Source organism: Pantoea sp. FN0305 (assembly GCF_050113845.1).
In the GTDB taxonomy this organism is placed as follows: domain Bacteria; phylum Pseudomonadota; class Gammaproteobacteria; order Enterobacterales; family Enterobacteriaceae; genus Mixta; species Mixta alhagi.
The window spans coordinates 333745-356012 of record NZ_JBNJSN010000003.1; the positions used below are offsets into that span (position 1 = coordinate 333745).

The 22268-nt window shown below is 51.6% G+C and carries 22 protein-coding genes and 1 pseudogene; 6 read left to right on the forward strand and 17 right to left on the reverse strand.

The annotated features are described in order from the left end of the window. Positions 1–73: 73 nt before the first annotated feature. The 12 genes from ACQE3Y_RS08545 to flgB form a co-directional block, all read right to left on the reverse strand. Positions 74–1735: a methyl-accepting chemotaxis protein gene (locus ACQE3Y_RS08545; RefSeq protein WP_426981437.1), complete on the reverse strand. Its 1662-nt coding sequence runs from the start codon at positions 1733–1735 to the stop codon at positions 74–76. 80 nt (positions 1736–1815) lie between these two features. Continuing rightward, a complete protein-coding gene (flgL, locus tag ACQE3Y_RS08550; RefSeq protein ID WP_426973824.1) occupies positions 1816–2739 on the reverse strand; it encodes a flagellar hook-associated protein FlgL in 924 nt (307 codons plus the stop codon). A 45-nt stretch (positions 2740–2784) separates the two neighbouring features. Continuing rightward, positions 2785–4428, reverse strand: a complete 1644-nt coding sequence (gene flgK / locus ACQE3Y_RS08555; protein WP_426981438.1) for a flagellar hook-associated protein FlgK — start codon at positions 4426–4428, stop codon at positions 2785–2787. Positions 4429–4530: 102 nt separating this feature from the next. Next, a complete protein-coding gene (flgJ, locus tag ACQE3Y_RS08560; RefSeq protein ID WP_426973822.1) occupies positions 4531–5457 on the reverse strand; it encodes a flagellar assembly peptidoglycan hydrolase FlgJ in 927 nt (308 codons plus the stop codon). Further along, positions 5457–6578: a flagellar basal body P-ring protein FlgI gene (locus ACQE3Y_RS08565; RefSeq protein WP_426973821.1), complete on the reverse strand. Its 1122-nt coding sequence runs from the start codon at positions 6576–6578 to the stop codon at positions 5457–5459. Before ACQE3Y_RS08565 ends, flgJ begins: the two co-directional genes overlap by 1 nt. Before the next feature lie 10 nt (positions 6579–6588). Then, entirely contained in the window at positions 6589–7344 is a 756-nt protein-coding gene (locus ACQE3Y_RS08570; protein WP_426973820.1) for a flagellar basal body L-ring protein FlgH, read from the reverse strand. 69 nt (positions 7345–7413) lie between these two features. Beyond that, positions 7414–8196 carry a flagellar basal-body rod protein FlgG gene (gene flgG, locus ACQE3Y_RS08575; RefSeq protein ID WP_426973819.1) on the reverse strand — a complete coding sequence of 261 codons (783 nt, stop codon included), beginning with the start codon at positions 8194–8196 and terminating at the stop codon, positions 7414–7416. Between the two features lie 22 nt (positions 8197–8218). Next, the gene (locus tag ACQE3Y_RS08580; RefSeq protein WP_426981439.1) at positions 8219–8968 is read right to left on the reverse strand and encodes a flagellar basal body rod protein FlgF; all 750 of its coding nucleotides are present in this window, start codon (positions 8966–8968) and stop codon (positions 8219–8221) included. Positions 8969–8980: 12 nt separating this feature from the next. Further along, positions 8981–10204: a flagellar hook protein FlgE gene (flgE, locus tag ACQE3Y_RS08585; RefSeq protein WP_426973817.1), complete on the reverse strand. Its 1224-nt coding sequence runs from the start codon at positions 10202–10204 to the stop codon at positions 8981–8983. Between the two features lie 43 nt (positions 10205–10247). Continuing rightward, positions 10248–10907, reverse strand: coding sequence for a flagellar hook assembly protein FlgD (locus tag ACQE3Y_RS08590; protein WP_426981440.1), 660 nt, complete (start codon positions 10905–10907; stop codon positions 10248–10250). 11 nt (positions 10908–10918) lie between these two features. Beyond that, on the reverse strand, positions 10919–11323 hold the full coding sequence (flgC, locus tag ACQE3Y_RS08595; RefSeq protein ID WP_250651311.1) for a flagellar basal body rod protein FlgC: 405 nt from the start codon (positions 11321–11323) through the stop codon (positions 10919–10921). 5 nt (positions 11324–11328) lie between these two features. Then, positions 11329–11742: a flagellar basal body rod protein FlgB gene (gene flgB, locus ACQE3Y_RS08600; protein WP_426973815.1), complete on the reverse strand. Its 414-nt coding sequence runs from the start codon at positions 11740–11742 to the stop codon at positions 11329–11331. Positions 11743–11996: 254 nt separating this feature from the next. Between flgB and flgA the strand changes: the two genes are divergently transcribed. From flgA to lldD, 6 genes are all read left to right on the forward strand, one after another. Beyond that, a complete protein-coding gene (gene flgA, locus ACQE3Y_RS08605; RefSeq protein ID WP_426973814.1) occupies positions 11997–12686 on the forward strand; it encodes a flagellar basal body P-ring formation chaperone FlgA in 690 nt (229 codons plus the stop codon). A 79-nt stretch (positions 12687–12765) separates the two neighbouring features. Beyond that, positions 12766–13062: a flagellar biosynthesis anti-sigma factor FlgM gene (gene flgM, locus ACQE3Y_RS08610; protein ID WP_426981441.1), complete on the forward strand. Its 297-nt coding sequence runs from the start codon at positions 12766–12768 to the stop codon at positions 13060–13062. An 11-nt stretch (positions 13063–13073) separates the two neighbouring features. Beyond that, complete coding sequence (locus ACQE3Y_RS08615) at positions 13074–13517, forward strand: flagella synthesis protein FlgN (RefSeq protein ID WP_426973812.1); 444 nt, start codon at positions 13074–13076, stop codon at positions 13515–13517. Positions 13518–13860: 343 nt separating this feature from the next. Then, on the forward strand, positions 13861–15522 hold the full coding sequence (gene lldP / locus ACQE3Y_RS08620) for an L-lactate permease (protein ID WP_426981442.1): 1662 nt from the start codon (positions 13861–13863) through the stop codon (positions 15520–15522). Continuing rightward, the gene (gene lldR, locus ACQE3Y_RS08625) at positions 15512–16282 is read left to right on the forward strand and encodes a transcriptional regulator LldR (protein WP_426973810.1); all 771 of its coding nucleotides are present in this window, start codon (positions 15512–15514) and stop codon (positions 16280–16282) included. The genes lldP and lldR overlap by 11 nt, the downstream gene beginning before the upstream one ends. Then, entirely contained in the window at positions 16279–17463 is a 1185-nt protein-coding gene (lldD, locus tag ACQE3Y_RS08630) for an FMN-dependent L-lactate dehydrogenase LldD (protein ID WP_250651304.1), read from the forward strand. The genes lldR and lldD overlap by 4 nt, the downstream gene beginning before the upstream one ends. Before the next feature lie 63 nt (positions 17464–17526). On the opposite strand, the gene ACQE3Y_RS08635 is transcribed toward lldD, so the two are convergent. The 5 genes and pseudogenes from ACQE3Y_RS08635 to ACQE3Y_RS08655 all read right to left on the reverse strand — a co-directional run bounded on the left by ACQE3Y_RS08635 (position 17527) and on the right by ACQE3Y_RS08655 (position 22131). Continuing rightward, on the reverse strand, positions 17527–19470 hold the full coding sequence (locus tag ACQE3Y_RS08635) for a methyl-accepting chemotaxis protein (protein WP_426981443.1): 1944 nt from the start codon (positions 19468–19470) through the stop codon (positions 17527–17529). Positions 19471–19771: 301 nt separating this feature from the next. After that, a pseudogene (locus ACQE3Y_RS08640) lies at positions 19772–19986 on the reverse strand (bestrophin family ion channel); the annotation flags it as partial. Positions 19987–20099: 113 nt separating this feature from the next. Beyond that, complete coding sequence (gene dnaC, locus ACQE3Y_RS08645; RefSeq protein WP_085069096.1) at positions 20100–20840, reverse strand: DNA replication protein DnaC; 741 nt, start codon at positions 20838–20840, stop codon at positions 20100–20102. Next, positions 20840–21382: a primosomal protein DnaT gene (gene dnaT, locus ACQE3Y_RS08650; protein ID WP_426973808.1), complete on the reverse strand. Its 543-nt coding sequence runs from the start codon at positions 21380–21382 to the stop codon at positions 20840–20842. Before dnaT ends, dnaC begins: the two co-directional genes overlap by 1 nt. 101 nt (positions 21383–21483) lie before the next feature. Next, positions 21484–22131, reverse strand: coding sequence for a hypothetical protein (locus ACQE3Y_RS08655; RefSeq protein ID WP_426973807.1), 648 nt, complete (start codon positions 22129–22131; stop codon positions 21484–21486). Positions 22132–22268 lie beyond the last annotated feature (137 nt).

Genomic DNA, 22268 nt, shown 5'->3' on the forward strand with positions numbered 1-22268 from the left:
TTCCCTACATAAAAACGATTTCCGCACGGCTTATTGGAAAATTATATTACCCTTAACGTTAAAAGTAATTAATTCAAAAGCTTTCCCATTCCTCTACAGGATTAATGTGATCCAGCTCGTTTTTTTTGCGCTGTGTTTCAGGTAAAAGCACAGTGGGTGTTAATAATGGCTGATAGTCTATAGCCGTATAACTTGTTTCATCTTTTAACTTGATATGCGCAACCATACTGCCCAACTGCCCCGCATGCTCTTCCATACTGATTGCCGCCGCTGCCGCCTGCTCGACCATCGTGGCATTTTGTTGGGTAACCGAATCGAGTTCGTTCACCGCCTGAGCAATTTGATTAATGCCAGAACTCTGTTCGTCGGAAGCGGAAGCAATCTCCGCCATAATATCCGCCACCTGCGAAACTGACTGAATAATATGCTGTATTGCCTTTCCCGCCTGCTCAACTTCCTGCGACCCGGAATGCATATCCGCCACACAGGTATTAATCAGCGAGCGAATCTCCTTCGCCGCATCGGCGCTGCGCTTCGCCAGGTTACGTACTTCCCCTGCCACTACAGCAAATCCACGCCCCTGCTCGCCAGCTCGTGCCGCTTCCACCGCCGCATTCAGCGCCAGGATATTCGTTTGATTGGCGATGCTGTCAATCACGCTATTGATATCGTCAATTTGACGTGAGCTGATAATGATCCGATGCATAATGGCATCAAGGCTCTCCATGACCTCACCGCCGTTACGTGCACTGCCGCTGGCACTTTCAGCTAATTGACGCGCCGTATGCGCATTATCCGCATTCTGTCGCACCGTAATTTTCAGCTCTTCCATACTGGCTGCGGTCTGCTGCAAAGAAGATGCCTGTTGTTCCGTTCGCGAGGAGAGCTCGTTATTGCCGCTAACAATTTCCTGCGCTGAAGCGTTAATGCGGCTTACACCATTTCGAATAGACGAGACGGTCATCGTCACCCACTGACGCAATTTCTCCAGTTCAATAAACATCAAGCCGATTTCATTCATCTTACCCGCAGGGATCTCTTCGTCCAGCTTACCGGTCGCCATAGACTGAAAGGTTTTTACTGTCTCATCCAGACGTCGAAACAGCTCGCGTTTAAGCCACAGGCGCATGCCAATCACCAACCCCAACGCAATAATCCCGGCGCTAATCGCCAGCGTATTGAAGCGGCTGTTGTTGGCGTTCGCTTCCACTTCTATCGTAGTGATTAATGCTTCGAAGCGGGCCCTGTACTGCTTCACTTCGTTTTCAAAAAGGTTGCGAGCGGCGGAAATTTTATTCATTTCGCGAACAGCATTATCGGCCTGGTTGATATTTTCCAGTCGCGATATAAGCAGCGCCATTAACGTATCTGCCTGCAGTTTAATTTTATCAACAATTACAAGAGCATCTTGTTGATACGGCTGTGAATAGAAACGCTTTAATTGCTCCTGAGCCAAAGCAAGCGACCGTCGGGCTTCACTAAGCTGCTGTGTCGTTGCCTTTTCTCCTTTGCTGGTGGTCAGACTTAACGCGTAAATTTTCTCTAGCAGTCTATTTATTGCCTCATCCGCATCATTCAGAACCGATGCGTTTTCACTGACCTCCATAAAATGTGAAAATTGTTGGCCTGATGTATTGGCGCTGTAATAACCTAAACCCACTATGCCTAATAATAAAAATATCAGGCTAAAGATAGCAATATGAATTCCGGTGGCGATTTTTAAATTATTTAGCATTGATTATCCTTAACCATTCTGCCTGAATTTGTCGTTTTACAGAAAAAAGCCATTATTCCATTAATTTTTCTGTTAAGAGATCACCTTATCATGTTGAATATCGACATTTGTTGCATCGTCTGAAATACCATATATGAGGAGTTTAAGGCGAATTCGGCCATTTTTGATTGACCAATCAGAGTGGTAAAAGTATCGACATCTGCGCCTAACGTTTCCTGCAGAGTGCTTTCAACTTCTATTTTATGCGTGTCAGCGCTGGATCCCAGTATATCTAACTGCTGAAGATTAGTGCCGACCGTAGCCTGTATTTTACCCAGGTTATCGATGTTCTTTTTAATCGAAACGTTAACCTTATCCAGCGTAAGCTGTAATGTTTCACGTCCTGTATCATCTGTTATCGGGGCTTTTAACGCTTCGATCGCGCTGTCCAGGGCGACGAAAAGGTCATCCGACGTGCCGGAGAGAAAAAGATCCTTACCGGTATGGCTAACCTGCATTTCCGTACTGTCGGCCACCACCTGTACAATCGGCGTTGTGCCGCCAACATAGGTGCCATCTTTTGCGAAGGGTTCACTACCGGTGTTATAACCCGCGAAGATATAACGCCCGTTGCTGCTGCGGCTATTGGCCAGGCCCATCAGGTTATTACGAATACCTTCCAGTTCTTTTGCCAGCGCGGCCCGATCTTCCGCTGAATACGTTCCGTTACCACCAGCAACGATTTTCTCTGACAAATTTTTCGTCAACAGCGAGCCAATCGAATTCAGTACTGTGTCCTGTTGCCCCAGCGTATCCTGTGCGTACTGACGCGCGGTTTCATAGTGTTCGATTTTTGCCAGTGTGTTTTGATAAATCACCGCCTGTGATGCGCCGGCAGGATCGTCCGAAGGTTTGAGTAAGGTTTGTCCATATGCCAGCCTGGTAGCAATATTATTAAATTTCGTATTGCTTGTAGACATATTATTTATCTGTTGTTGAAACATATAGAGTGAGCTAATTCGCATCTTTTTCCCTTTTTTCTCGCGGCTTCTGGTGGCCAGAAAAATGTTTTATCGGATATTTAAAATCGTATCAAAGATAGTGGTTGCAGTTTGTAACACCTGAGCATTGGCCTGGTAATACTGGGTATACATCTGCATATAAATAACTTCGTCTGTGGAATTAACGCCCGATATGTCCTGACGCTGCAGAGCAAGCTGATCTTGAACATATCCCGCAACTTGCTGATCGCCTTTCAGGGAATTAACTGAAGAACCCACTGAACTCACCAGGCTGGCATACGCTTCAATTAACGTTGCCTTGCCAATCAGCGCCTCATTTTTAATAGCGATCATATCTTTGATATTTTCGTTATTGCTCTCTGCTTCAGTTTCATCGGAGCTGGAGGCAGCAATTTTATCGCCAGCACCGATCGCTACCGCAATATTTCCAGCTACGCCGCCTGCGGAATTAAAAATAAAGCTGTCGCCTGCCTCAGGCGAGCCCTGTGGCTGAATAGTCATGCCATCAAAAGAGAGTTCGCCCTGCTCGCCGATTTCTGGTGTAATTTTCATGCCGCTGCTGTCGGTGATTAACCAGTCGCTGGCACCCGGCCCTTCATATACCAGAGTGTAATCCTGTACCTTAACCTGTGAAATTTCGTTGAAGCTGATATCAAGCGTGGCATCACCCTGGTTATTACGATTTACCAGGGCTGTTGGATCGACAATAGTGAAAATATCTGTACCAGCTTCGCCATTACTGTCAAAACCGGCTTTATTCACTTCGTTAAAACGATTCGCCATCTGCAACGCCAGCTGATTAAGCTGATCGCGAGCATCAACCAGATCCTCGTTGCGGAATTTGAACAGGCCGCCCAGCTTTCCGCTGCTGATCTTCTCTTCATCCAGCTTGATAGTATTGCCCGACGCGTCGATATAAGACACTTCCAGCTGCGCAGGATTGGCTGCGGAAGGCGCAGCTTCAAACAGGCAGGTACGATCGCCGCTTACCAATGGCAGCCCATTGGAAAGCGCAACATTGACTTCGCCGGTCAGCTGATTTTCATCTACTTTGACGCCGACCAGTTTGCTTAACTCACTCAGCAGCACATCGCGCTTATCAAGCAGGTCTGCGGGCTGTCCGCCGGTTTGAGCATGAGATTTATAGAGCGCCTCATTAACCGTCGCCAGTGCTTTGGCACAGGAGTTAATATCGGTCACGGTCTGGTTAATTTGGGTGTTAGTACTTTTTTCCAGCCCGTTAAGCGTGCGCGAGTTGCTTTGAAACTGATAGGCAGTTGATTTGAATTGCGACATGGCTTCCTGACGCGCGGCCATACTTACCGGGTCGCTACTTATTTTTTCCAGTGCGCCAAAGATATTATTAAGAGAAACGGAAACATTGTTGCTTTTGTCGCCCAGCATATTATCTATTTGACTAAGCTGTTCATAACGGCTGGATAAAGTGCTATACGATGTTTGCGCGCCGCGCAACTGATTATTAATAAAACCATCATAAGCACGTTTCACACCGTTAACCTGAACGCCATAGCCAAAGAAGCCGTTTGCTGTTGTTTTCCCCCCTGCCTCGCCCAGAATGATATTCCGACGGCTATATCCCTCTGTAGAAACATTATTCATGTTACTACCCACAACGTTTAATGCTGCCTGGGCGGCACTCAGGCCGCTTTGTGCCAGATACAAGAGATTCATAAATTACCCGCATTCCATGTGTGAGAAATTTCTGAGAAAATCAGAATAAATAGAGCCTATTATATTTATCGGCGTAAATTAAAATCTCTAAAATTTCCACTACTAAAATATCGAGGTCAGATCGACTTTATAAGCATTTGCCGCCTGCGTTAGGTTACTTTTAATTTGTTGAATGATGTCGATCAATTTTTTCGCATATTGTGGATCGGTTGCATATCCGCCATCCTGTAGCGCTTGCGCTGCCTGTTCCGGCGTTTTAGCCAGCGTAACATTTTGGTAGCGTGAATTATTGATGAGCAATTTGCTATAATCGTGCAACGCATCGGTATAAGAATGGTAAACACGAAATGCCGCCTTCACTTTTTTCGCCACGCCATTGATATATTCTGTTGTGGTTATTTCCGTGGTTTCACCTTTCCAGCCCGGTGTCGCTTTTATCCCAAACAAGTTATAGCTTGGCTGACCATTCTCCCGGGGTATTTCCTTATTTCCCCAGCCCGATTCAAGCGCAGCCTGCGCAAGGATTAATTGATGCGGAATACCCGTCTGACGAGAAACTTCTACCGCAGGCGCTAACAGGCGTGAAATAAATCCGCCGCCTGGCGCGGTCAGCTTCGCTTGCCCGACAGGAACTGCCATGCTGGCGGCAGGCGGTGGGAAGAATATCCGCCCGGCAGGAAGCTGGCGTGAGGAAAATTCAGCTGGCGTACCGCCTGTGGTTGCCGTTGGAACGCCGCCAAGCTGTTGCACCATGACCTCAGCCAGTCCAATTTTCCCGAGAGCCGCCATATCCTGGGACAGCTGCTGATCGTACATAGCGGTAAACATTTCTGACTGCTGCGAGTTAAACAAGCCATCTTTGAAGCTGGCCGCCCGCATGCTCTTCAGCATCATTTGAACAAACAGTCCTTCCATTTGCTGCGCTGCGGCCTGTAAGCCGCGTTGCGCATCCTGTTTGGCCAGATGCTTTAGTGAATCCAGAGATGCGGTGTCAAAAGCGGCACCCTGCATGAAAGCGGTACTTTTCATTAGTTCATCTCCAACTGCGCACGCAAGCAACCCGCGCTTTTCATTGATTGCAGGATCGACATCAGGTCGTTTGGCGTGGCGCCCAGGCCGTTCAGCGCCCTGATAACCGCGTTCAAATCGGCACTGGTATTCACTTTCTGCAAAGCGCCATTCTGCTCACGTAATGAGATTTGCGTATCCGGTACCACAGCCGTTTCGCCTCCGGCCAGCGGCGTATCCGGCTGGCTGACCTGATTGCTGCGGGAAATCTCTACCGTAAGATCGCCCTGCGCTACAGCGCATGCTTCCAGCGTAACGTGGCGGTTGATCACCACAGAACCGGTGCGTGAGTTAACCACCACGCGCGCTTCCCGGGGGCCGGTTTTGACGGAAAGGTTCTGAATACGCGCGATAAAGCGCACTTTTTCCGTATTGTCGCTGGGAGCGAATAACTTGATGACGCGGGCGTTTTCCGCCATTGCGGTGCCTGCGCCGTAGCGATGGTTGATTTCATCACTGATGCGCTGGGCCAGCGCAAAGTCCTCTTCTTTTAGCTGCAGCCTCAGCACATTTTCCAGACCAAACTGCGTCGGCACTTCGCGCTCAACGGTAGCGCCGCCGCTAATGCGCGCGCCGTTGAGCTGGTTAACCTGCACCCGACTGCCGCCGCTTTGCGCGCCTGCGCCGGAAACTAACAGATTGCCCTGAGCAAGTGCATAAATCTGGTTATCCACGCCCTTAAGCGGCGTCATTAACAGCGTGCCGCCGCGTAGACTTTTCGCATTACCCATCGAGGAAACCACCACGTCGATTTTTTCACCGGCGCGGGCAAATGGTGGCAGATCGGCGGTTACCATCACCGCCGCCACGTTTTTTAGCTGCATATTGGTGCCGCTCGGCACGGTAATCCCCAGCTGCGACAACATATTGTTCAAACTTTGCGTGGTAAACGGCGTTTGCATGGTCTGATCGCCGGTGCCATCCAGCCCTACCACCAGCCCATAGCCGAGCAGTGAGTTACTGCGTACGCCCTGTAGCGTCGTCAAATCCTGAATTCGCTCGGCGTAGCCTGGCGGTATCAGCAGCAGGGCCAGGCTAAGACAGAGCCCATGCAGACAAAAGAGGGAAAATGAAATTCTCATAGTCAGCCTGCTAAAAAGGAGAGAAGTTAAGGAACAGGCGCTGCAACCAGCCCATTTGTTGAGCCTCGTTGATGTAGCCGCTGCCGACATATTCAATCCGCGCATCAGCAACCTGCGAAGAGACCACCGTATTGCTGCCGCTGATAGTGCGGGGGTTCACTACGCCTGAAAAACGAATGAATTCAGTACCCTGATTAATGGCGATCTGTTTTTCGCCCACCACTCTCAGGTTGCCGTTTTCCAGCACCTGCTGCACGGTAACGGTAATGGTGCCGCTAAAGGTGTTTCTGGCGGCGGCTCCGCCTTTGCCTTTGAATTCGTTGCTGCCTTTAATAGCCGTTTCTGCACGGTCGCCGCCAAACAGGCCGCTCATAAAGCGCGGCATGGCGCTAAAGCCCAGTCCGGTAGAGCCATCTTTTGAGGCATTAGCAGAAGAGCTTTTGCTGGCACTCACGTTTTCTTTCAGCAAGATGGTTAGGGTATCGCCGATGTTACGCGGTCGACGATCTTCAAACAGGGGCTGGTAGCCGTAATTCATCGCCTGCCCAGCCTGAAATATCGATCCATTGACCGGTCCCGGCATCGTCTGCATCGGGCTGGCGCTGGTTATCCCATCAACCAAAGGTTTATGTGTTATATCCGCGCAGCCTGCCAGCAACGCGCCGGCGATAAACAGCGTTGGCAAGCGAGCTAAGCAGAGAAAGGCAGCACGGTGAGCGGCATCTTGCTGCGCCCCGGACGGCGAAAAGTCAGGCGGATTTATCATGATATTCACTACGTAAGAGCAGATAAAAAGGGCAGCGGCGGTAATGGCTGCAGCCCTGGTCCTTTATCGTCAGAGCTGCGCCAGGCGCTGTAGCATTTGATCGGAAGTGGTCACCGCCTTGCTGTTGATTTCATACGCGCGCTGCGTCTGGATCATATTGACCAGCTCTTCCGCTACGTTGACGTTTGAGGTTTCCACATAGCCCTGTTTCAGTGCGCCCGCACCGTTCATGCCCGGTGTGGTTTCATTCGGCGCGCCGGAAGACTGGGTTTCGCGATACAGATTTTCACCAATGCTCTCCAGTCCGGAATCATTGATAAAAGTTGCCAGCGTCAGCTGACCTACCTGCTGCGGCGCCGTTTGTCCTGCCTGGGTTACGCTGACCAGGCCATCACTGCCTATGGTTAGCGTGCCTGCATCCTGCGGCAAGGTAATCGCTGGCTGAATGGGGTAACCATTTGAGGTGACCAGTTGCCCGTTCTGATCGATCTGAAACGCACCGTCGCGGGTATAAGCCGTGGTGCCATCTGGCATCAACACCTGAAAGAAACCCTGTCCGCTGATAGCGACATCTTTCGCATTACTGGTTTGCGTCATTCCGCCCTGGCTATGAATTCGTTCCGTCGCCACCGGGCGTACGCCGGTGCCAATTTGCAAACCAGAAGGGATGGTAGTCTGCTCTGAAGACTGAGCACCCGGCTGACGCAGGGTCTGATAAAGTAAATCTTCAAATACCGCACGCTGGCGTTTAAAGCCGTTGGTGCTCACGTTGGCCAGGTTGTTGGTAATCACATCCATATTGGTCTGCTGCGCTTCCAGACCGGTTTTGGCAATCCATAAGGCGTGCATCATGACGGGCTTCTCCTTGCCTTTATTAACTTACACTAAGCAGTTGGTTGGCATTTTTTTCGTTATCGTCGACGGCTGAGATCACTTTCATCTGCATATCAAAACCGCGTGCCGTGGCGATCATATCCACCATCGCTTTTACCGGGCTGACATTGCTGCTCTCAAGCGCGCCGGGCATCAGCCTCAGCGCCGGGTCGGCAGGCAATATCGGGTTTTCATCCACGGTGGGATCGACATGAAACAGGCTGTCATCGCCGTGGCGTAGCAGATAAGGCTGCGCCGTAACCATTTTCAGACGCCCAATCTGGGCCAGTGCGGTTGGCTCATCACCTGCCCCTAAGGCGGTGACAGAACCGTCCGGCGCAATAGTGACCTGTGCCTGCGGCGGAATTTCGAGCGGCCCGCCGTCGCCCATCAACGGGTAGCCTTTAACGCGCAGCTGCCCTTCGCTGTCGACTTCAATATTACCGTCGCGCGTATAGGCTTCGCTGCCGTCCGGAAGCTGAACCGCCAGCCAGCCGTTTTGCGGCATCGCTACGTCCAGGCTGCGACCGGTCTGATTAATCGATCCCATGGTGTAGTCGTTATAGGGCGTGGATTCAGTGGAGAGTACGCGCGTCGCATCCCCAGGACCGTTAACCGGTACCGCACGATAAGCCGTTAGCTGAGCACGAAAGCCGTTAGTAGAGACATTCGCCAGGTTATTGGCCGTTACCGCCTGACGATTTAACGCGGCGTTCGCCGCGCCCATTGCGGTGTAAATTGCACGATCCATGTCAGTCCGCCATTAGCCAAGATTAACCAACGTCTGTAACAATTCAGACTGCGTTTTAATCGTCTGCGAGTTAGACTGATAGTTGCGCTGGAAAATGATCATATTGACCATCTCCTGGCTCAGATCGACATTGGATGCCTCGACCTTATTGCCATACAGGTTGCCCAGGTTGCCGCTTCCGGCGATGCCCACAACCGGCTGGCCTGAGGCCGGCGTTTCGGTCCAGGCGTTATTGCCGCTTGAGGCCAGGCCTCCAGCATTGGTAAAGTTCGCCAGCACTACCTGTCCTAACAGCTGCTGTTGACCATTGCTGTAAGAGGCGATGATTTGACCGCTGTCGCCCACGATAAAGCCATTCATCATGCCCGGCGCATAGCCGGTGGTGCTCGGACTTTCCATGGCCGTCTCGGTGGCCTGCTGGGTCATGCCGGTCATATCCAGCTCGAATTCCAGGGCTTCCGCACCGTTATAGGCTGCACCGGCAATCGGTACCCTCGCCGGATTGGTCGTCAGCTGGCCGGCACTGTCAAAGGCGATATCCATCTGCTGATACTGTGCTTTGCCCGCTTCATCAACCACCGGCGCGGTGGTATCACTGGTATAAATTTTCCATTGATTATTAGCTGTTTTAACGAAGTAAACGTTAATGGTATGGCGGTTACCCAGGCTGTCGTAGGCGTCAACCTGACTGACTGAGTTGTAACTGTTGCTGTCTTTTGGATCGAACGCGATTTCCGGGTCGATAATTTTCGCGCCAGAATCAAGATTCCCTTTCATCGCGCCGCTGTCAGAGGCGCGCGCTGGCATCTGACCGGTTGGGATCTGGATCGGGCCAATCGCCGCGCCCGGCTGGATGGTCGGCGGCGTTCCGCTGGCCTGATAACCGGTTAACTGCATGCCCGTATCATTGACGATGTAACCATTTTCATTGGTTTTGAACTGGCCGTTGCGGCTATAAAACACCTGACCGGCCTCGCTCACCAAACGAAAGAAACCGTTTCCCTGAATACCCATATCCAGACTGCCGGTGCCCTGTCCCAGCACACCGTCGCTAAAATTCTGCCTGACGCCGGAAACCTGCACGCCCATACCGATTTGCGAACCGGCAAAAACATCGGCAAATGAGATAGAACCCGATTTAAAGCCGATGGTCTGGGAGTTGGCAATATTATTACCAACAACATCTAAAGCTTGTGAAGCCGCATTCAGTCCGCTAAGACCCTGTGAAAAACTCATACTTAACCTTCCTGGTCGCTAACATTCAACGCTGAAATAGTCATTACTCAATCAAATAAACTTCGCCCAAAGTGGCGCTGCCGCCCAGTCCCAGCTGCAATACCGCACCGGACAAGGTAAAGGAGACGCTTTCTACTTTGGCGTGTTTTAATGAGATAATTTTTGGAGTAGAACCATCCTGATTGGCGGCGGTATAGGAGACTTTATAGATCTCTTTGCCATCAAATCCCGGCTCAGACGGCTGGAAACCGCTTAAATCTTCAAGGGTAAATTTATGCACACCCGCTTCGACATCTTTTAAGTCGGCGGTGTAGACGTTGCCGGACTGGTCGGTTAAGACCACGCTAACTTTATCGACATCATTGTTGACGGAAAAAGCAAAAGTATCGTCCTTAGAGGCAACGCTACTGTCCCCTTCAACATAGATGCCGCGTCCTACCCACTGAGCCGCGTTCATCTGCTGCATACTGTTTACCAGCGTACCGACATTACCGAGCGTACTGTTCAACTGTTGAACGCCTGCAGCGGTATTAAACTGCGCCATCAGCGAAGTAAGCTGATTGTTATCCATCGGATTGGTAGGATCCTGGTTCTGCATCTGCGCAACGAGAAGATTCATAAAATTATTAGTAATATCCTCGATGCTTGAACCATTGCTACTGCTGGGGGCGTCATAGGTACTGGTTACCGGCGAAACGGCCATTTCAACTCTCCTTATTGACCTAACGTCAGCGTTTTAAGCATCATCGCCTTGGCCGTATTCATGACTTCCACGTTGGCCTGATAACTGCGCGAAGCAGAAATGGTATTCACCATTTCGCCCACTACGTTGACATTCGGCATATGCACATAGCCTTTGGCATCTGCCAGCGGATTGCCCGGCTCATAGACCAGACGATCCGGCGCATCGCTTTCAATCACGTCGCTCACCTTTACACCGCCAATTTCCTGGCCTGGCGCCTGATTAACGTGAAAAACAACCTGACGCGCGCGATAAGGCTGACCATCCGGGCCGGCCAGACTATCGGCATTCGCCATATTACTGGCACTGACATTTAGCCTTTTTGACTGTGCCGTCATTGCAGAACCTGAAATATCAAATATGCTGAATAAAGACATAACAATTACCCCTGTGAGATAACACTCATCATCCCTTTAATTTGAGATCCGAGAAGGGTTAAACTGGTTTGATATTTGATGTTGTTATCCACGAAGTTAACGCGTTCACGATCCATATCAACGGTATTGCCATCGGCGCCAGGCTGATCGGGAATGCGATATAATAATTCGTTCCGATTATGCACAGGCGCAGCTGCTGGAATATGTCCTTTTTCCGTCAGGCTAAGGGTTAAAGCGTGCGCCTGATGGCGTTCTTGTACCACAGCCTTTTTAAGCTGCTGAGAAAAATCGATATCCCTGGCTAAATAACCCGGCGTATCGGCGTTAGCGATATTTGATGCTAAAATATCCTGCCTGCGGGTCAGTAAATTCAATGCTTCCTGCTGAAAATATAATGCCTTATCGAGTTTATCCATCATGGAAAGAGTGCCCTTATTTGCTACATAGGGATTAACGCAGAGACTATAAGGTGAATCAGAAATAATCTATACTGCGAAAACAAGACAAATCTCTATCCATTTTATGAAATGATATAAATATCGCCTCAATATTTTTAATAAGCCACAAAAGCGACATTATTTAGCGCATTAACTTACTTCAGGATAGCGTTACACTGCCTTTCCGTAAAACAAGTAAATCACTTTAATCTGATTTCTTTCCCTGCTGGTTGCGTATGAAAAAAACACGTCATATTTGGCGAAGCATAGTATTAACTTTATTTTGTATATTATTTACGTTTGCAGCACAGGCTGATAATAATACGCTAACAGAGAAAATTAATGCATTAGTGAATGACGCATCAAAAAATATAGCAGCCAATGTCACGCGCCATGTAATTTTATTAACCTCTTCTGAAAAATTAGCTGCGCTGTGTGCCGATCCATATCTTTCTTTGAGCGGTAATCAGCGTCTGACCGGCCAGAGAACGGTCATTGCCCGCTGCGGCAATAAAAAGCATTTTCTTCAGGTGCGGATAGAAGCAGAAGGCAGCTGGTGGGTTGCGGCAAGGGATTTAAAAAAAGGCAGTATGCTTGGCCCTGAAGATATCATTCAGCGCAGCGGATCGTTGACGAATTTACCCGCAGATCTCGTTATGCAGCCCAGCGCTCTTCAGGGCGCGGTCTTAACCCGCCCTGTGCGTACCGGCCAGCCGTTAACGAAAAATCAGCTGCGTAAAAGCTGGCGTATCAATCGCGGCGAAGAAACAGACGTGATCGCTTATGGCAACGGCTTTCATATTATGGCCAGAGGAAAAGCGCTGGATAATGCCGCAGTTAACGATCCTGTGCGGGTGCGTATGAAAAGTGGTCAACTGGTAACGGGTAGCGTTAATCACGACGGTAGCGTACGGATAAATTTGTAATTTCATCTTTAGGTATCCGTAAAAACACCGATATTATTAGTAACGCAAAAGGTAAACATCCAGGTTTCGGAGAAAAAATATGAGCATTAACCATACGCTGAAAACGCAACCTGTTACGCCAACCCATGTTCAGCAGGAAGTAAAGCTCGCTCAACGGAATCCGGCTAACAGCGCACCAAAAGAAAATGTCCCGTCTGAAAAAGGCACTGATGTCAAACTCAGCGCCTTAACACAGCAGATCAAAGTCGATGACTCGCGCGATATCAATCTGGATCGCGTCGAAAAAATTAAAGATGCGATTCGTAACGGCGAACTAAAAATGGATTACGAAAAAATTGCTCAGGCGCTGATGCAAAATATTCTCGACGATCGATAAAAGAAACAACGATGCAAACCTTACAGACGACGCTGATTAAACTGCAGGATACGCTTAATGAACTGGACGCAGTGCTGACCGAGGAAATTAAGCAGTTAAGCCACGCTCAGGTTAATGCTGTTGCGCTGCAACAGCTCTCTGATATCAAAAGCAGCCTGTTGGCTACGCTGGCGTGGCATGATGAACAAAGAAAGCAGACAGAAAAAGATCTACAGCTGCAGGCGCCCTATGAGCAACAGCCGACGCTGATGGGCCACTGGAACAGGATATTGCAGTCAACCCAAAAAGCACGAGACATGAATCTGCAAGCCAGCCATTTGCTTGATATTCACATGAAGAAAGTGCAAAGCGTCAGCAAAATTTTGAATAAATCCGCCGCGTCGCCCGGGCTGTATACCGCAGGTGGACAGTCCGAAAATAACGGAAAAGCGCGCGCTTACAATATTACTATATAAAAACAATATGACTCTCTTGTGTGACTTGCCAGCTTTCTGACCAGAAAGCTTTTTTTTTTGCTATCAAAAATTCAGCGGATCCTAACGGCGGCAGGAAAACTTTCCTTGCCGCTTTTTTATGCCTGCAAATTGGTCCTACCAAAACCAGCTGTTTGTGACTTTTCTTCCATCATTAAATTAAAGCGTTAAGCAAAGATTGCATTCTGTTCACCGCGAGATAAACAATAATTTAACATCTCTATCCCTTTTGGTCAGACCAGCAGCGGGTTATGCCCTGTCTGACGGCGGTATCGCTTTCCGCCGTATCGGATAACAAGGCGTAACGCTCAGGAGAACCGTAAGCATGCAAACATGGCAGCAACTTTACGATCCGCTGGATAATATTTGGCTATCAAGCCTGATTGCCGCGCTTCCCATTCTGTTTTTCTTTTTCGCCCTAACGCAGCTGCGGCTAAAAGGCTATATCGCCGGCACCATTACCGTATTGATCGCGCTGGCTGTTGCCCTGCTGTTTTATCGTATGCCGCTCGATCGGGCGCTGGCTTCCGCCGTTTACGGCTTTCTCTACGGTCTCTGGCCTATCGCCTGGATTATTGTTGCTGCCGTTTTTGTTTATAAAATCACGGTGAAAACCGGCCAATTTGAAGTTATTCGTAACTCCATTCTTTCTATTACCGAAGATCAACGGTTGCAGATGCTGATCGTCGGCTTTGCTTTTGGATCTTTTCTGGAAGGGGCCGCAGGCTTCGGCGCGCCGGTGGCGATTACCGCCGCGCTGCTGGTCGGGCTGGGTTTTAAACCGGTTTATGCCGCCGGGCTGTGCCTGATTGTCAATACGGCACCGGTTGCCTTTGGCGCGATGGGTATTCCGATTATTGTCGCCGGGCAGGTCACTGGCATAGATGCGATGGCCATCAGCCAAATGGCCGGACGCCAGCTGCCGCTCCTGACGATGATTGTGCTGTTTTGGGTGATGGCAATTATGGATGGCTGGCGCGGCGTAAAAGAGACCTGGCCTGCGGTAATGGTCTCCGGCGGTTCTTTTGCTATCGCCCAGTATCTGACCTCTAACTTTCTGGGGCCGGAGCTGCCGGATGTGATTTCCGCTCTGGTCTCCCTGCTCTGTTTGACGCTGTTTTTGCGCGTCTGGAAGCCGGTACGCATTTTCCGCTTCGATAATCAGGAAAACGCGGCCGCTTCCGCACGCAGCGCTACCCGATACAGCGCGGCGCAGATTACCCGTGCCTGGATGCCGTTCCTGTTTTTAACCATTACCGTCACGTTGTGGAGTATCCCGCCGTTTAAGGCATTGTTTGCCTCCGGCGGTGCGTTTTACCACTGGGTTTTTACCTTCGCCGTGCCGTTCCTGGATCAACTGGTAATTAAGGTGCCGCCGGTGGTCGACGCCGCCACGCCTTATGCCGCCATCTACAAATTCGACTGGTTCTCCGCTACCGGCACCGCAATCTTTATCGCTGCGCTGCTGTCGATTATCTGGTTAAAAATGCGTCCCGCTCAGGCGGTGAGCGCCTTTACCGAGACGCTGCGCGAGCTGGCATTGCCAATTTATTCTATCGGCGCGGTGCTGGCCTTTGCTTTTGTCTCCAACTATTCGGGCCTCTCCACCACCCTGGCGCTGGCGCTGGCGCATACCGGCAACGCGTTTACCTTTTTTTCACCTTTCCTTGGCTGGCTGGGGGTTTTTCTTACCGGTTCTGATACCTCTTCCAATGCACTGTTTGCCGCGCTACAGGCCACGACCGCCCAACAAATTGGCGTGCCTGAAGTGCTGCTGGTCGCTGCCAATACCACCGGCGGCGTTACCGGCAAAATGATTTCGCCGCAGTCGATCGCTATCGCCTGCGCGGCGGTTGGGCTGGTTGGTAAGGAGGCCGATCTCTTCCGCTTTACCGTCAAACACAGCCTGATTTTCACCTGTATTATCGGGGTGATAACTTCGCTACAGGCCTGGGTTTTCCCGTGGATGATCCCCGATGCCGGATGAAATAAGACTGGCCGATCGGCTGGCAGAGCAGCTGCGTCAGTTTATCGCCGAGCAGGGTTTACAGCCCGGTGCGAGACTGCCTGCAGAGCGGCAGCTGGCGCAGCAGCTGGCGGTTTCGCGCTCTTCGCTGCGTGAAGGGCTACAAAAGTTGATCAGCGAAGGTGTGCTGATGAGCCGACGCGGCGGCGGCAATTTTGTGGCGGCTCAGCGCGACGACTGGCCCTCTGTCCGGCTGGTGATGCCGCTCAGTACGTTGTTGGCTGACGATCCAGGTTATCGCTACGACGTACTGGAAGCGCGGATTGCGATTGAGTCCAGCACCGCCTGGCATGCGGCACGGCGCGCCACACCGGAAGATAAGGCGCATATTCAGCGCTGCTGCCAAATGATGCTGCAGGTCAGCGACCGTGACGATCCTGACCTGGCTGCCCATTCCGACGTACGTTTTCATCTGGCGATCGCTGAAGCATCGCATAACCTGGTGCTGTTGCAGGCGATGCGCGGCCTGTTTGATCTGCTGCAGTCATCAGTCATGCAGAGCCGCCAGCGGATGTATACCGCGCCGGAGATTTTCCGTCAGCTGGCAGTGCAGCATGAAGCGATCTGTCAGGCCATCGTGACAGGCGACGCCGACCGCGCGCGCAGCGTCACTATCCACCATCTTGAATTTGTCGACGCCACCATGCGTAACCTGCATGAAGAAGAGGCGCGACGGGCACGCAGTATGCGCATTCCGGACAGTAAGCGAGGACAACCGTGATTATCTCATCAGCAAAAGATTACCGTGCCGCCGCCAGGGCTAAAGTACCGCCCTTTCTGTTTCATTACGCTGACGGCGGCGCCTATGACGAATATACCATGCGCCGCAACAGCGAAGATCTGGCGCAAATTGCGCTGCGCCAGCGGATTTTACGCAATATGTCTTCGCTGAGCCTGGAGACCCAGCTTTTTGGCGAAACCCTGTCGATGCCGGTGGCGCTGGCACCGGTAGGGTTGTGCGGCATGTATGCGCGACGGGGTGAAGTACAGGCCGCCAGGGCAGCCGATAAAAAAGGCATTCCCTTTACGCTTTCCACCGTATCTCTCTGCCCGATAGAGGAGGTTGCCCCGGCTATCCAGCGTCCGATGTGGTTCCAGCTTTATGTGCTGCGCGATCGCGGTTTTATGCGCAATGCGCTGGAACGGGCGCAGGCGGCGGGCTGCTCGACGCTGGTATTTACCGTGGATATGCCGGTGCCAGGCGCACGCTATCGCGATGCTCATTCCGGCATGAGCGGTCCAAATGCGGCCATACGTCGCTATATTCAGTCGGCGCTCTATCCGCAATGGGCATGGGATGTCGGGCTGCATGGTCGCCCGCACGATCTGGGCAATATCTCCGCCTATCGCGGCGAACCGACCAAACTGGAAGATTATATTGGCTGGCTGGGCAACAATTTTGACCCGTCGATCTCCTGGCGCGACCTGGAATGGATCCGTGATTTCTGGAAAGGCCCAATGGTGATTAAAGGCATTCTCGATCCGGAAGATGCGCGTGATGCGGTGCGCTTCGGCGCGGATGGCATTGTGGTTTCTAACCACGGCGGACGCCAGCTGGACGGGGTGCTCTCTTCCGCACGAGCGTTGCCAGCCATAGCGGATGCGGTGAAGGGCGAGCTGGCGATTCTGGCCGATGGCGGCGTGCGCAGCGGACTGGATGTGGTACGCATGATCGCGCTGGGCGCGGATACGGTTCTGCTGGGCAGAGCCTTTCTCTATGCGCTGGCGGCAGCGGGCGAAGCAGGCGTGACTAACCTGCTGAATCTGGTTGAAAAAGAGATGCGTGTGGCAATGACCTTAACCGGCGCGCGCTCAATTGCAGAAATCACGCGCGAATCGCTGGTGCAGGCAGTCTCGCCGATGCAGCCGGATGCGCTGGCAAAAGCGGTGGCCAACGGCTAAAGGCGTGATGCCGGAGCCGCCAGCCACAAACGTAAAAGCTCCGCCCTCGGGCGGAGCCTGCAATCAGAACTGCTCCCAACCGCCTGCGGCAGCGGGCGCGGCCTGCTTTTTCGCAGCGACAACGTAGCGTGATTCCTGGACTACAGCACTACGTGCGGCAACACTCTGCGGGGCCGTTTTGAACACGGCCACCGTCTGTTCCAGCTGCCTCGCCTGTTCTTCCAGCGAAGAGGCCGCAGCGGAAGACTCTTCCACCAGTGCGGCGTTCTGCTGCGTTGTGGTATCCATTTCCGTCATCGCCTGACCGATCTGCGTAATCCCCCGGTTCTGTTCTTCAGAAGCGTGGGCGATTTCATGCATGATGCTGCTCACCTGTGAGACCGAACGGACAATATCTTCCATTGCCTGACCAGCGCTGCTCACCAGACGTGAACCGTTATTCACCTTTTCACCCGCCTGGTTAATCAACGCTTCGATTTCACGAGCCGCCGTTGCACTGCGCTGAGCCAGGCTGCGTACTTCGCCCGCCACCACGGCAAAGCCGCGTCCCTGTTCACCGGCGCGCGCGGCTTCTACCGCTGCGTTCAGCGCCAGGATGTTGGTCTGGAAAGCGATTCCATTAATCACATTGATGATGTCGGCAATTTTGCGCGAGCTGGTGCTGATCTCATCCATCGTGATCACCACATCCTGCACGATTTTACCGCCACGTCCGGCATTCAGCGTAGCTTCCTGCGCCAGACTGCTGGCCTGATGCGCATTTTCCGCGTTCTGTTTCACGGTAGAAGTAAGCTGTTCCATACTGGCAGCCGTTTCTACCACCGCCGCCGACTGCTGCTCGGTACGTGAAGAGAGATCGATATTCCCGGCGGCGATTTCCGCCGAGGCGCGCGCCACGTTATCTACACCCTGACGCACCTGAACGATAATCTCTTTCAGGTTCTGGTTCATGCGGCCTACCGCCTGCATTAACTGGCCTGGCTCATCGCCTCGCTGCGTATCGATATGGGCAGTCAGATCGCCTGCGGCAATTTGGTTGGCTACCTGCAAGGTTTCACGTAACGGCTGGGTAATATTGCGCGTAATTCGCCAGGCGATAATTAACCCTGCGAGCACGCCCAGTATCGCCGCGCCATACATAATGGCATTGGCTTGCGTAATGGTGTTCGTCACATTCGCCATCTGTCCCTCGTAGAGATCGTTGACCGCAGCATTCAGTTTTCCTGCCGTGGCGGTCAACCCTGCGGACTCACTCTCCTGATGAGAAAAAGCAGTCTGATAACTATCCAGCGTTGCGCTCAGGCGCGCCGTATCCAGTATTAACCCGGCAACCCAGCTGGTTTCACCGCTGGTGAGATGGCTTTTCAGCAGCTCGGCACGCTGGGTTACCGCACTGAGCTTATTCACGATATTGGCCTTTTGCGCCTCATCAGGCTTAGCAATGAAGTCAGGCCAGGCTTTTAACGCATGCTGAATAGCACTTTCCAGACGAGAAGCCGCCAGTACGATGCCCGCATCGGTAGCCACCTGGCCAGATAGCGCTTCACTGCTGCGACCATAATCAGCCAGCGTATGAATGTTCATCTCTTTTAACAGCGCGCTACGCTGATTAACGGCGCTGACAAAACTGTCACGCTGCGTAAGGTAGTTTTCTATTACCTGTTTCATCATATCCAGCTTCGCTTTCCCTTCAGGGTGCCAGCTAAACTGGTAAAGCGACTGCCCCAGCTGTTTTACCTGCTGTAAAGCCTGAGTATTCTCAGTACTGTAGCGGCTTTCGCCGGTATATTGATAAAGCGTGCGGTTAAGGCGAGCCACATTAAGCTGCTGCACCATGTTTACGATAATTTGCTGTTTTTGCGCATCCGTCTGGATATTGTCAAAGCCTTTAATACCGGCTCCCGCAATCCCAACCATGATCAATAGCACCAGAATAAAACCAGATGTGAGTTTCTTACCCACGCTCACATTATTAAAACCTGCCACCAACGCCGCCAAACCGCTCATAGCTCACCTTTATGTTAAAAACTGGGACGATGTAGGGTTATCGACTTGGTTAAGCCACGCTTTAGGAAATTTACCAATATAAAGTGAGGTTTTGAGCAAAGAGAGGCCATCAACAGGAGATGAAGCGTTTAATTTCACTTATTGCCGCCAGAAAAGGGCCGTCAGGATAAAGAAGTAAAGTCACTGAATTGTTAAATATAAATAATAAATTTTATAAATAAATATCTTCTGGCATCCCACTGACCTGGCTGTAATGGTGGTCGTCGGGCTGCCAGCAGAGAAGGCGGACAGCCAGATAAAGTTATGTCAGTACACAGTTTGCATCCGGGCGTATCTTTCTGGTCCAGGCCGATCGAGCATTTCACACAGAATAATTTCAATGCCGTTACACAGCGCGCTAAGCGGCAAATCATTAGCCGAAGTGCCAAAGGGATCCTCCAGCTCCTCCGCCAGGGACTCCAGCGACAAAAAGGTAGAGGAGATAAATACCGATATCAGCGGCGTCAGATAATGCACCAGCACAAACGAGCGGTCGCCTGACAGGTGAGCGTCCGGTTTACAATAATTGACGAAGTTGGGGCAGCGCAGAAGAGGAAAAACGCCCGCGCCGGTGCGCGCAGACGTAAAGCTTAATATTCGTTGCCGGTAATACGCCCGCGATGACTATCCCAGTTGAAGTTCACCCACAGGCTTTGCCCCAGACGCATGCGGTCCATCACGCGCTCGCCCAGCAGCTTAACCATATTGCTGTGATCGAGGTTGGTCAGCATGCCGGTCGGCCGTTTGGAAGAGGAGCGACGATCAACGATCTGGTTGATAATGACCTTTTCATAGCGTGATTCCGTCTGCATCCCGATTTCATCAATCACCAGCAGATCCACGGTGCTGAAATCGTGCAGCAGATGTTCTTCGGTGCGGTCGCTGTCGCCGTTGAAGGTGCCTTTAATGATCGACATCAGGTCGGCGACCGTCACGATCAGCACGCTTTTACCGCGCAAAATCAGGTGGTTGCCAATCGCCGCGGCCAGATGGTTTTTCCCGGTGCCGGGACGGCCAGAAAACACAAAGCTGGCGATACTGTGATCAAACTCATCAGCATAACGGCGTGCCTGTTCCAGCGCTTTACGTTGCCCTTCGTTTTCTACCCGATAGTTATCGAACGAGCAGTTCATATGCAACTCGCGGATGCCGGATCGACCCAGAATACGCTGCATTTTCATCGCCCGATTTTCACGCGCAATCGCCTCCGAACGCTGGCGACCCTGCTCCTGATTCCAGGCCAACAGCTCTTCGCCGTTCTGGAATTTAGGCTTGATATGGGCCGGCATCATCCGTTGCAGACGGTTAAATAACTCAGCGGGCGTTTTCATTATTCACCTCGGAAACCATCAGGGATTGTGTGATCGGGTTCAGGCAGCTGATTAACATCGCGCTGCGCTCTGCTTCCGTTAACTGCCCGGCTCTGCTGGACGCTACGCGCCAGTTTTTGCTGCCACTGCATATGATGGAAAGGACGTCCGTCAGCCTGCCACCAGGTGATAAAGGCGGCCAGCTCGGCGGGCGTAACCGGCTCGCTTAGCGCAATGCCCCAGATGGCGGCCTGGCGCTGAAAATCGGCGTCCGGTCGCCAGCCCGGGTACATCATAAACTTGCCGACCGGCACTGAAACCGGGTGCGTCAGCGTATCATTATAGAGCTGTTCATCCAGCGTCACATCACTTTGCGGCTGGCGTACCGCCGCTTCCAGCTCCAGAAGCTGTGCCAGCCGGTCAGGAGTTACCGCATACAGCACCGGCGCATTATTATCGAACACGGCAACCGCTCCCGCACCTGCAGCAGAAAGCGCGCCGATCGGATCCTGGCGAAACGCGTCGAGGCCAATGACAGTTGAGGTTAAAATCTTGACAGACATGGTGATTTCCGGATTCTGTTGCAGGCAAAACGTAACTGGCTGCCGTAGCCGCCAAAACAGGCGCTATTCTATCAAGTTTAGCGCCTGGAATCGCCTGTTGCTTAATACTGAGACTGCCAGGCGATGCCGATTTTTTCCTGTTTCACGTAGCGTAAATCCCAAAGGTAACGCAGGCTGGCAAGCAGACAAAAACTGTATCCCAGCAGTTCCGTACCCTCCTCCGCCATATTTTTTACCGTGCGGTTATAGCCGTCGAGCATCAGCGTTTCCCACAGTTCATGCATGCCAAACAAACGTGAAAAAATTAAAATTGTCAGCAGGCCCGCAGCCATCATATTCCAGCTGGGATGGTGGAGAAAATGAACCAGCCCTGAGAGCGTAGCGGAGGGATGCAGCACCGCTCGCCAGATGCAGATAAGCGCCACGGATAGCGCCGGCCAGATCCAGGTACCGTGGTGGATGCGATCAAACAGGAAATCCATTTCGCGGATCAGCATACAGGTAAAGAAGCCGCCAATCAGCAACAGGCTGTAGCGCAGATTTTTCTGCCTGAATGCCTGACCAAAGAACATCAGGGCAATCACCGCCAGCTGAATTTCCTGAAAAATTTCGGTAAACGACGTCTCATGCAACGCGTCGTTCATCCAGTTTACATCAATAAAAACCAACCCCATCATCAACGCAAGAAAGATCGCACAGCCAAAAAAGCCAGCAAATTTTACAGCAATGATTTTTATATCGTCGGACATGAAATCTCCCTGGTAAAGATTAGCGCGCTGATTATATGCGTGCTAAATAACCATATTTCTCATTTCATGCGTTAAAATCGCCGGGCGGCAGCATGATAAGCTGCCAGTCTCGATCAGACTGACCAGACAGGAAGGGA